The organism is Acidovorax sp. FW305-C-20-28, assembly GCF_058783375.1.
Window position 1 is genome coordinate 19756 of the sequence record NZ_JBYSYM010000055.1, and the last position, 11537, is coordinate 31292.

9 protein-coding genes are annotated in these 11537 nt (G+C 66.8%); 3 read left to right on the top strand and 6 right to left on the bottom strand.

Annotated elements, in window-relative coordinates:
• The first annotated feature begins 15 nt into the window (after nt 1–15).
• Nucleotides 16–1590, top strand: coding sequence for a bluetail domain-containing putative surface protein (locus AC3WOH_RS33320; protein ID WP_492233614.1), 1575 nt, complete (start codon nt 16–18; stop codon nt 1588–1590).
• A 192-nt stretch (nt 1591–1782) separates the two neighbouring features.
• The gene (locus tag AC3WOH_RS33325) at nt 1783–3459 is read left to right on the top strand and encodes a hypothetical protein (protein ID WP_492233615.1); all 1677 of its coding nucleotides are present in this window, start codon (nt 1783–1785) and stop codon (nt 3457–3459) included.
• Between the two features lie 808 nt (nt 3460–4267).
• On the opposite strand, the gene AC3WOH_RS33330 is transcribed toward AC3WOH_RS33325, so the two are convergent.
• The 6 genes from AC3WOH_RS33330 to AC3WOH_RS33355 are packed head-to-tail and all read right to left on the bottom strand — an operon-like array spanning nt 4268 to nt 10260.
• Entirely contained in the window at nt 4268–5719 is a 1452-nt protein-coding gene (locus AC3WOH_RS33330; RefSeq protein WP_492233616.1) for an aldehyde dehydrogenase, read from the bottom strand.
• Between the two features lie 59 nt (nt 5720–5778).
• Nucleotides 5779–6489, bottom strand: a complete 711-nt coding sequence (locus AC3WOH_RS33335) for an ABC transporter ATP-binding protein (protein WP_492233617.1) — start codon at nt 6487–6489, stop codon at nt 5779–5781.
• The gene (locus AC3WOH_RS33340) at nt 6486–7244 is read right to left on the bottom strand and encodes an ABC transporter ATP-binding protein (protein WP_492233618.1); all 759 of its coding nucleotides are present in this window, start codon (nt 7242–7244) and stop codon (nt 6486–6488) included. The genes AC3WOH_RS33335 and AC3WOH_RS33340 overlap by 4 nt, the downstream gene beginning before the upstream one ends.
• Complete coding sequence (locus tag AC3WOH_RS33345) at nt 7237–8187, bottom strand: branched-chain amino acid ABC transporter permease (RefSeq protein ID WP_492233619.1); 951 nt, start codon at nt 8185–8187, stop codon at nt 7237–7239. The genes AC3WOH_RS33340 and AC3WOH_RS33345 overlap by 8 nt, the downstream gene beginning before the upstream one ends.
• A complete protein-coding gene (locus AC3WOH_RS33350; protein WP_492233620.1) occupies nt 8184–9062 on the bottom strand; it encodes a branched-chain amino acid ABC transporter permease in 879 nt (292 codons plus the stop codon). Before AC3WOH_RS33350 ends, AC3WOH_RS33345 begins: the two co-directional genes overlap by 4 nt.
• Nucleotides 9063–9066: 4 nt before the next feature.
• Nucleotides 9067–10260: an amino acid ABC transporter substrate-binding protein gene (locus tag AC3WOH_RS33355; protein WP_492233621.1), complete on the bottom strand. Its 1194-nt coding sequence runs from the start codon at nt 10258–10260 to the stop codon at nt 9067–9069.
• A gap of 207 nt (nt 10261–10467) precedes the next feature.
• Between AC3WOH_RS33355 and AC3WOH_RS33360 the strand changes: the two genes are divergently transcribed.
• Nucleotides 10468–11430, top strand: a complete 963-nt coding sequence (locus AC3WOH_RS33360; RefSeq protein ID WP_492233622.1) for an AraC-like ligand-binding domain-containing protein — start codon at nt 10468–10470, stop codon at nt 11428–11430.
• Nucleotides 11431–11537 lie beyond the last annotated feature (107 nt).

Sequence of the window (11537 nt, forward strand, 5' to 3'; positions counted from 1 at the left end):
TTTGCGGAGCTTTTGATGGCACAGAACTTTCTTGATGATCCCCTCGTTGTCACAACGATCCTGAACCGGGTGTTCAACGACCAGTCACCTGCCTACGCGGTGTACAACAACGAGGTCGCAATGGCCGCGTCGATCGGCATCCCAGCGTTTGCGCTGTCATTTGGCCGTGGTCTCGGCTTTTCCAGCCAGACGGAAGCCCAGTTGTCCGCCAGGCTGCTTGGCAATCTGGGCGTGCTGCCCAATGCAGGCCTGCAGACTGCCTTGCGGGACTACATCGTGTCCGTGGGCAAGGCGAATGTGGGCATTGTGGCCCTACAGTTGGGCCAGATTCTTTCGGGGTTGGAGCATGCGACGGGCGATCAGGCCGTGTTCAATGCCGCAGCCGCTGCTTGGAACAAGGAACTGGTGGAGTCCCATGCCCACTCAAGCGACCCTGCCAACGTCTGGGCAGTGCCCAATGTTCCTGTATGGGGCGTCACCCTTACGCTGACCTCCGGCGACGATGCGGTATCGCCTGCCGCGGCAGATGTCCGGTTCAAGACCACTGCCGAGAATGACACCATTTTTGCAACCGTTGCGGGTTTCCTCTCCAGCGCCGATGCCGTCGACGGAGCGGAGGGCGTTGACACCCTGAGGGCGACCCTGTCCGCTGGTGCCACTGTAGCCCCAGTGTTGCGCAGTGTTGAAGCGGTCTACCTCACCGCCGGGGCGGGCGCCGAATTTTGTGCGGCGGGCACCATCGGGCTGGCGGAGCTTTGGATCAATGAAGCAAATACCACGGCCACGTTCTCGGGCGTGGCCCTGGGAACCGCCATTGGCATCCAGAACTCCTCGTCGGGCGGCACCTTGACCGTGAACTTCACGGACGTCTCGGGTCCAGCGGACGCTGCCAGCATCGTTTTGGCCGACTCCACGGGCAACGATGCAATCATTGTGGCGGGCATCGAAAACCTGAGCGTCAGGAGCACGACAGGGACCTTGATTGGCACCACGGTCAACAGTGCCCGAATCACTGCAGCCCAGGCGGAAAAAGTGGTCATCTCGGGCGACCAAGCCCTGACCACCACCGTGGCAGGTGCCCAGGTGTCCGTGATCGATGCAACGACATTGGGCAAGGCCCTGGGTCTGACACTCGCTGGCACCAGCGGGGTCGCCGTGACGGTCAACGCCCTGGCCGCCCACAAGATCACCTTGGGTGACGGGGCGGACACACTGAACATCATCGGCCTGGCAGGCACTGAGGCCAAGGACATCAACCTCAGCACGGCAGCCACTCTGGCCGCATCGGCCATCGAGGTGCGGGGCTTTTCGAGCGGCACCGATGTGATCCAGCTGCATGGCGCCTCCTCGACGGCCAAGGTAGCCCCGAGCGATGCGCAACTGGCCAGCATGGCTGCAGCAACTTCCCTGCTGGATGCCGTGTCATTGGCGGCAACCATTGCAGGCGCCAACGAAGCCATTGCCTTCCGCTACGGTGCGGACACCTACCTCCTGGTCAATGACAACGTGGCTGCATTGGGCGCGAATGACAGCTTGGTCAAGCTCACGGGCGTAGCGGCATTGGCCGATGCCTCGTGGTCCTCTGCCTGAGGGAACTCCTGGATGACCGTGGCCGCGCGATGTGCCGCGTGGTGTGGTCACGGCGGGCTGTCCGCGGATCTCCTGCGCGGGAGGGAGGGCAGCGCCTGGTTTCCAAAGGTTTCTTTGTGATCCCCGCCACACCCAAAGGGCGGGGCGCACCTTAGGCTCACAGGGCTCATCACAACACCAAGGGAGGAATGGATGCCTGTCCAAGTTTCTGGCACTTATGCCGACGTCACCATGCTCAACCGGGCGTTCAACGACCAGTCTCCCGCGAACGCTGTCTATGTCAACCAGGTGGCGGCGGTCGAGCCCATCGGCATCACGGCCTTTGCCCAGCGGTTCGGCGCCGGCTTTACTGCGCTGACCGAGGATGCGCTGTCCGCCAAGCTGCTGATGAACCTGGGCGTGCTGCCCAATGCGGGCTTGCAGACTGCATTGCGGGACTATCTTGTGTCTGTCGGCAAGGCCAATGTGGGCATCGTTGCACTGCAGTTGGGGCGCATCCTCTCGGGGCTTGAAAACGCCACCGGTGATCTGTCCGTCTATTCGGCGGCGGCGGTGAAATGGAACGACGAAGTGACCACCTCGTACATCTATTCAAGCAACCCTGCGAATTTCGGGGGAGCCGTGCCGCCCGGGCCCGATCTCCCTAAGGGTGTGACGCTGTCGCTCACTGCGGAAGCAGACGCCATATCGCCTTTGGCTGCGCAGGCCAAATTCAAGACAACGGCCTATGACGACACCATTCTGGCGGCTACTGCCGGCTTCCTGTCCACCGCCGACTCTATCGATGGCGCTGGCGGGATGGACACGCTCAGGGCCACGCTGGTCGCGGGTGCAACCGTTGCGCCCACGCTGCAAAGCATCGAAAGGGTGTTCATCCAGGCGGGAGCAAACTCGAAGTTCGGGGTGTCCAGCGCAACCGGCATCACGGAGCTGTGGCGGGAGTCCGCAGCAGGTCCTGCCGAGTTTGACGGCGTGGACCTGGCCACCACCGTCGGTATCCGCAATACCACTGGCAGCGGCGGGAGCGGCGCACTGACGGTGGTGTTTGCGGGAACCAGCGGTGGCGCAGACACTGCGAACCTGGTGCTCTTCAGGGCTGCTGGCAATGATGAGGTGATCGTGGACGCGGTTGAGCACCTGAACGTCAGGAGCCAGGTGGTCAGTTCAACGGACGGAGCCGCCAATACAGCCAGGATCACCGCCAACGCGGCCGAAAAGATCGTGCTCACCGGCGAACAGGCCTTGAAGACCACCGTGGTGGGTGCCCAGGTCTCGGTGATCGATGCCTCTGCGCTGACCGGCGCGCTGTCCCTGGCGTTTGCCACTACGCAGAGGGCCGTTACCATCACGGGCGGCAAGGGGGCAGACACCTTTGTCATCAACGATGCCTCTGGCGCCCAGGTGACCATCGCCGCGGGAGACGGAGCTGACACGATCACCGTGGGCGCCGCCAATGCCCACAGCATCACCCTGGGTGGCGGCGCCGATGCGCTGAACCTCACCGGCCTGGCGGGTGCCGCCGCCAAGGACCTGGACACCAGTTTCTCCGCCGGGCTTGGCGGGTCTGCCATCGTCGTGACCGACTTCGTGAGCGGGACCGACAGGCTGGCGCTGACGGCCGAAACTCCGACTGCAAAGGCTGTGCCGACCAGCCTGCAACTGGCTGGTATCTCTGAATCGTCGTCCTTGCTCGACGCTGCAGCCTTGGCCGCCACCACGGCGGGCGCCAACAAGGCCATTGCCTTCCGTTACGGGGTCGACACCTACATCCTGGTGAATGACAGCGTGGCTGCGCTGGGTGTGAACGACAGCCTGGTCAGGCTCAGCGGTGTGTCCGCACTGGCGGATGCTTCTTGGATCGTTGCTTGACGTTTGGCCTCTGGTGTTGGTAGTTGCTGTATGCCTTGTTTGATGGCGGAGGCCGGGATGTGCGCCCGGCGGCGCAGTAACTTTCTCTTGGGCCGCCAAGAGAAAGTCACCAAAGAGAAGGCGGCCCCCAGTCTGCGTCCCCCATCGCCCGGAGGGCGATGGGGGCAACCTGCGATGCTCGGATCTGGGGTGGGCGTCGATGAACTCGCTGCGTTCCCCCTGCGGGTGAACTCCGCTCAGACAGCATCGACGAGCTAGAAGACGAAGCGTGTGTGTCCTTCGGCACACACGCCCACCCCAGCTCCTGCGCTTCTCGGCGCAGCCAAAAGGGGTGGGGAGCGGGTACCACTCGGCTGCTGCTTTCGCAGCCGCGCCGGGTGTCGGTTACGCGCTGCGCGCTGCCGACGCAACTGGCGCGAGCGCTCTTGCGAGCCGAGCGCAGCGAAGGACCACGAGGCCGAGCGAAGCAATGGCCCGTGTCGGTATCCACCCCCTTCTGACCGTGCCGAGAAGCACAGAAGTTGGGGTGGCGTGTGTGCCGAAGGACACACACGCTTCGTCATCTGGCTCGCCGCAGATGTCTGAACGGAGCTCACCCGAAGGGGGAGCGCAGTGAGTTGCGAGGCGCACCCCAGCTTCGAGCATCGCAGGCTGCCCCCTCGCCCCCGGGCGAGGGGGACACGGGCAGCGGGGTCGTCTTTTCTTGGCCTACCTTCTTTTGACGAAGCAAAAGAAGGTAGGTGCGCCGCCGGGCGCACATCCCGGCCTCCGCCCTTGACAAAGGCAGGAAGCAACCAGGCAAAGAAGATCAGAACGGATAGTGCCGAGCCGCAGTCTGCACCGTAATCCACCGCAACTCGGTGAACTCCCGCACCCCCGCCATCCCCCCAAACCGTCCCCATCCAGAGTTCTTGACCCCGCCAAACGGCATCTGCCCCTCGTCATGCACCGTAGGCCCGTTGACATGGCAGATCCCCGACTCGACGCGCGCAGCCACGTTCCAGGCACGGGCGATGTCGCGGCCGAAGACGGCGGCGGAAAGGCCGAACTCGTTGTCGTTGGCGCAGGCGATCGCTTCCTCCACGCCCTTCACGCGCACGATGGGCTTGAGCGGGCCGAAGGATTCCTCGCGGTAGACGTCCATCTCGGGCGTCACATGGTCCAGGATGGTGGCGGCCATCAGCGTGTTCTCGCTCTTGCCGCCGCACACCAGCTTGGCGCCCTTGGCCAGGGCGTCGTCGATCAGGGCGTTGCAGCGCTGCACGGTGGCCATGTCCACCACCGAACCCAGGACCACCGGGCCCTTGCGCGGGTCGCCCAGCGGCAGCGCCTGGGCGCGGGCCGCGAAGCGGGCCACGAAATCGTTGGCGATGGCGTCGTCCACCACGATGCGCTCGGTGGACATGCAGATCTGCCCCGAGTTGGCGAACGAGCCGAAGATGGCGGCGTCCACGGCCGCGTCCACGTCGGCATCGTCGAGCACCACCAGCGGCGCCTTGCCGCCCAGCTCCAGCACCGTGGGCTTGAGGTACTTGGCGCAGGTCTGCGCGACGATGCGCCCGACCTTGGTCGAGCCCGTGAAATTCACGCGGCGCACGGCCGGGTGGGCCACGATGGCCTCCACCACGGCGCCGGCATCGGCCGGTGCATTGGTCACGAAGTTCACCACGCCTGCGGGAAAGCCGGCCTCCTGCAGGGCCTCGATGATCAAACCGTGCGTGGCGGGGCTCAGTTCCGAGCCCTTGAGGATCACGGTGTTGCCGCAGGCCAGCGGCGTGGCGATGGCGCGCGTGGCCAGGATGATGGGCGCATTCCACGGTGCGATGCCCAGCACCACGCCCGCAGGCTGGCGCACGCCCATGGCCAGGCTGCCCGGCACGTCCGACGGGATGACTTCGCCCGCGATCTGCGTGGTCAGGGCAGCGGCCTCCTGCAGCAGGCCGGCCGCCAGGTGCACGTTGAAGCCGGCCCACAGGCCCGAGGCGCCGGTCTCGGCGGCCATGGCGGCGGCAAAGGCCTCGCCCTTGGCTTCGAGCGCATGCGCGGCCTTGAGCAGCAGCGCGCGACGGGCATTGGGGCCCAGCGCCGACCAGGCGGGGAAGGCCTTGGCTGCGGCATCGGCCGCCGCCTTGGCATCGGCCACGGTGGCGGCCGGGGCCGTGGTGGCCACGGACCCGTCCAGCGGGTTGCGGCGCTCGAAGGTGGCGCCGCCCGTGGCCTGCACGCGCTCGCCGTTGATCAGCATGGAAATGGCAGTCATGGAATGTCTCCTGGATGAATAGGAAAGGAAAGTCGAATGGGAATGGGGCGCGGGGATGCTCAGGCCACGCCAAGGTAGGCCTGGCGCACGGCGTCGGACTGCAGCAGGGCCGATGCCTCGCCCGAGGCCACGATGCGCCCGCGCTCCAGCACATAGCCGCGCTGCGCCACCTGCAGCGCCTTGCGCACGTTCTGCTCCACCATGAGCACGGTGACGCCCTGGGCCGCGATGCGCTGCACGATGGCGAGCAGCTCGTCCACCATGCGCGGCGCCAGGCCCAGCGAGGGTTCGTCCAGCATCAAGAGGCGCGGGCCGCTCATCATGGCGCGCGCCACGGCCACCATCTGCTGCTCGCCGCCGCTCATGGTGCCGGCCAGTTGCTGGGCGCGTTCCTTCAGGCGCGGAAAGTCCTCGAAGGCCTGGGCCAGGCGCTCGGCGCGCACGCGCGCCGGCACCAGCCAGCCACCGAGCTCCAGGTTCTCGGTCACCGTCATCTGCGGGAACAGCTGGCGCCCTTCGGCCACCAGGGCCAGGCCGCGCTGCACGCAGGCGGTCGCGTTCAGGGCCGGCACGGCCTGGCCATCAAGCTGCACCGTGCCCTGGCGCGGCAGCAGGCCGGCCAGCGCCTTGAGCAGCGTGGTCTTGCCCGCGCCGTTGGGGCCCACGATCACGGTGATGCCGGGCGTGGCTTCCAGCGACAGGTCCTGCAGCACCTGGAAGCCGTTGTAGCCGGTGACCAGCCCTTGTACGGAAAGCTGTGCGCCGCTCATACCGTCGCTCCTTCGCTGGTGGCAGCCATCTCATCGCCCAGGTAGGCCTCGATGACCTCCTTGTTGTGCACCACCTCGGCGGGCGTGCCGTCGGCGATCTTGCGGCCCTGGTGCAGCACCAGCACGCGCTCCACGTACCTGAGCAGGGTGGTCACCGCGTGCTCGATCCACACCACCGTCAGGCCCCAGTCGTCGCGCAGGCGGCGGATGCGCTGGGCCATGGCGTCGACCTCGGCCTCGGTCAGGCCGGCGGCCACCTCGTCGAGCAGCAGCAGGCGCGGGCGCGTGCCCAGGGCCATGCCGATCTCCAGCAAGCGCTGCTGCGAGGGCGTCACATCGGCGGCGGGCCGCTCGGCCAGGGACGAGAGGCCCAGCATGGCCAGAATCTCGTCCTCGCTGCGCAGCCCCACAGGCCCCTGGCGGTGGCGGCCCGCGAACTGCATGCCGAAGCGCACGTTGTCGCGCACCGTCATGTCGGGGAACACGCGCGGCGTCTGGAAGGTGCGCGCGATGCCGTGCGCCGCATAGTGGTGCGGGCCCCTGCCGGTCAACTCGTCGGCCCCGCTCACCAGCCGGCCCGAGGTGGGCGGCTGCACGCCCGAGATGGCGTTGAAGAAGGTGGTCTTGCCCGCGCCGTTGGGGCCGATGATGCCAATCAGCTCGCCGGCATGCAGCGTGGCGCTCACGCCGTCCACGGCGGTCAGCCCGTCAAAGCGCACGGTCACGCTGTCAATGGTCAACAGGGCTTCAGACATGGCCGGCCTCCGTGGCAGGTGTGGCAGGCGTAGCTGCGCGCTTGCGCTGCCACAGCGTGGCCAGCCCGTTGGGCAGGTACATCACGCACAGGATGAGCAGCAGGCCCAACACCATCATGTAGCCATAGGGCAGCTGCAGGCGCAGCGTCTCGGCCAACAGGCTGAAGACGATGGCCGCAAGCACCGGCCCGCCGATGCTGGCCGCCCCGCCGATCAGCGCGATCAGCACCGTCTGGAAGCCGATGAAGGGGCTGAACACCGCCGCCGGCTCGATGTAGGTCCAGCGCACGGCCATGGCCGCGCCCACGGCGCCAGCGAATGCGGCGGTGATGCCAAAGCCCGCGATCTTGGCCAGGCGCGTGTCCACGCCCAGGGTCTGGGCGCGCTGCTCGTCGGCACCGATGCCCGAGAGCGCCAGGCCGAAGCGGCTGCGCTTGATAGCGATAGCCGTGGCGATGGCACCCGCCGCGATCAGCAGCACCGTGAGGTACACCGTCTCGTTGCTGGGCACCACGGTGAGCACGCGGCCCACGGTGCCCGAGACCTGCTTTTCGACAAAGGTCACCGCGTGGCGGATCAGCTCCGTCATGCCGAAGGTCAGCACCGCGAAATAGGTGCCGCGCAGGTGCAGCACGGCCGCGCCCATGACCACGGCCACCATGGCGGCGATCAGCGCGCCGGCCACGATCACCAGCGGCCAGGGCAGGCTGCCCAGCAGCGTGGCGCTGGCATACGCGCCGATGCCGAAGAAGGCCGAGGTGGCCAGCGACAGGTAGCGCGTGGCGCCGCAGAACAGCGACCAACTCGTGGCCAGCGCGATGTACATCAGGCAGCTGAGCAGCACCGAGGCCGCGAACTCGGACACCAGCCAGGGCAGGGTGCCGACCACGGCCGTGCCCGCTGCGAGCGCGAGCCAGGGCTTGTTGGAGTGGAGAGATTTCATTTCTTGGAAAAGAGGCCGTTGGGGCGCCAGATCAGCACGCCGATGAAGACTGCGTAGCTCAGCAGCATCTTGAGAGAGGGACTGCTGAAGTGCATGCCCAGGGCCTCGACCACACCCAGCAACAGGCCCCCGGCCAGGCTGCCTGCCAGGCTGCCGAAGCCGCCCAGCGTGATCACGATCAGCGCCGTTACGGTGTAGGGTTCGCCCATCGAGGGGGAGATCTCGTAGGTCATCGACAGCAGCGCGCCGGCCACGCCCGACAGGCCCAGGCCGATGCCGAACATCATGGGGTGCAGCCGCCGCGTGTTGATGCCCACCAGCTGCGCGCCGGTGGGCGACTGCATCAGCGCCCGCACGGCCTTGCCCAGCAGCGTGAGCCTGAGCAGCGCGATCAGCGCGGCCGACAGCGCCAGCGCCACGCCGAACAGCACCAGCTTGTTCTCGGTGAAGCGCATGCCCGCCACCTGCACCGGATCGGCCAGGTACTCGTAGCCGCGCAGGTCACCGCCCCAGATCACCAGCGCGGTGTTCTGCACCAGGAACATCAGGCCGAAGCCCACCATCAGGCTGCGCGCCTCGAACACGTCCACGTTCGGCGCGCGCGCCGCCAGGCGCTTGAAGCACAGCGCATGCACCACCACGCCCAGCGCGAACAGCGCGATGAAGGCGATGGGCATCAGCAGCAGCGGCGACCAGCCCCAGGCCGTGTGCGCCCACCAGGTGATGAAGGCGCCGAGCATCAAAAACTCGCCATGCGAGATGTTCATGATGCGCATCAGCCCGTACTGCAGGTTCAGGCCCATGGCCACCAGCGCATAGATGCCGCCGGTAATGAGGCCACTGGCGACCAGTTCGGCCCAGGAAGTCAAAGACACTTTGTTATTTCCAGGCTGGTTTCGCGGTGTTCAACTGCGCCGTGGCGCGCTCCTTGGGCCAGACCACCTCGAAATCGCTGCCCTGCCACTGGCTCACCGTGCCGGGGATGGATGCGTTCTCGCTGCCCGCAAAGCGGATGCCGCCCAGGATGGTCTTGAACTCGTTCTTGGCGATGTGCTCGCGCAGGGCCTTGCGGTCCAGCCCCACCTTTTCCACGGCCTGCTGCAGGATTTCGAGGCCCGCCCAGGCATGGCCGCTGGCCCAGCGGTCGGGTTCCTTGCTGAACTTCTTCACGTGGGCGTCGAAGTAGGCCTTGGCCTCGGGGCTGGTCTTCACGCTCCACGAGCCCATGCCGATCACGCCCTCGGTGTTGGCGGCCATCACGTTCTTGTACAGCTGGAAGGCCGTGCCCACCGAGGCGTAGAAGAACTTGGGGTTCAGGCCCACCTCGCGCGCCTGGCGGCTGGCCAGGATGGTGTCGGGCGGGTAGGTGATGCCGATGAAGGCGTCGGGGTTCAGGTCCTTGATGCCGCGCAGCACGGGCGCCAGGTCCTTCACGCCCAGCGGGTAGCTCTTGCGCTCCACCACCTGGATGCTGGTCTTCTTGAGCGCATTGTTCAGCGCCGCGAAGTTTTCGAGGCCGAACAGGTCGTCCATGTAGACGATGGCGACCGACTTGACGCCGTTGGCGATCAGCATGTCCACCAGTGCGCCCATCATCTTGTCGGGCTGCTGCAAGAGCGAGAAGAAGTAGGGCAGGTTCATGTCGATCAACTTGCGCGACAGCGCCGTGGGCGCCAAGAGGGGGTAGCCGAAGCGGTTGGCCAGCGGCGCGATGGCGAAGTTGGCGCCCGAGCCCCAGGGCGGCAGGATCAGATCCACCTTGTCGCTGCCCATGAGCTTTTCGAAGGTGCGCACGCAGGTCTCGGTTTCGCTGCGGTCGTCGTAGCCGATGAGCTCGATGGGGCGCTTGGCGCCCTTGACGGACAGGCCGCCCGCCGCGTTCACCTGTTCGGCCCACAGCAGGTAGTTGGGCTCCTGGCTGACCTGGGCGCCCGCGGCCCAGGGGCCCGTGCGGGCAATCGCGTAGCCGATGCGCACGGGGCCCGATTGGGCCAGCAGGTGGGGGGCCACCGACAGTGCGCCCACCGTGGCGGCGGCGCCCTTGATCCATTGGCGCTTGGATTGTTGAACCATTTTTCTGTCTCCTCGGATGGGCAGCCCGCGCAGTGCAGGCCGTTGACCGATGGTAGGAAGAAGGGTTTTGGCCTGCTGTGCTGAGCGTGCACAAAACGCTGGTCCCAGCGTGCACGGGCCAGCGGGTTTACCCGGATTTCCGCGCTGCGCAAAGGATTAGCACCCCCACCGATAATCGGGAGAACCCGCCTCTGCACTGGAGACACCATGGCCCACCCCCTGACCGAGGTATCCACCGACACCGTGGCACCGCGCGACCGCCTGCACCTGTGGGGCGACGCGGTGTGGCGCCTCATTGGCGGGCTGGAGTCCGACGCCTTCGGCGACGAGGCCTTCGCGGGCCACATCACCTCGGGCCAGGCGGGTTATGTCAACCTGTGCCAGCTCGATGTGAGCCGCCACCGCGTGGTGCGCACCCCCAGCCTGATCCGCGGCAGCGACCGGGCCTACATCAAGGTGGTGGCCCAGCTCGAAGGGCGTGCCTGCTTCGAGCAGAACGGCCGCCAGGTCTGGCTGTCTCCGGGCGAATGGAGCGTGTACGACACCACGCGCGCCTACGCCGTGAGCAACCCCGATGCCGTGCGCCAGATGGTGCTGATGATCCCCAAGGAGCACCTGCCTGAGCGCCGGATGCGGCTCGACGACCTCATGGTGCAGCGCTTTTCGGGCACCACCGGTGTCTCGCGCCTGGCCTGGGACACCATGCGCGCTGCCTTCACCGAGCTGCCCACCATGTCCGACGCCGCCGCCGACGGCGTGGCCGACGTGATCACGCACCTGGTGCAGCTGTCGCTGCTGGAGCGCAACGGCCAGCACAGCGCCATGTCGCAGCGCGAGGCGCTGCGCGACCGCATAGTCCAGTACATCGACCGCCACCTGGCCGACCCCGACCTGAGCATCGACCGCATCGCCCAGGCGCTCAACTGCAGCCGCAGGCACCTGTACAACGCCATGTCCGACGATGGCGACACCCTGGCCGCCACGATCCAGCGCCGCCGGCTGGAGGCCTGCCTGCGCGAGCTGCGCCACCCTGCACACACGCACCGCTCGGTCACGGACATCGCCCTGGCCTGGGGCTTTCGCAACAGCGGGCATTTCAGCCGCGTGTTCAAGGCCCACACGGGCTGCAGCCCGAGCGAGTACCGGACGCGGGTTGTGCAGCCCCACTGACCAAGTCCACTGCAACCGAGAAATCGGCTGTGCGCCGGGGCGGCAGCGGGATGCAGCGCAAGGCGCGGGCTGCTGCCAAGGCTGGCCGCCTTGGCAAAGCCCGCAAC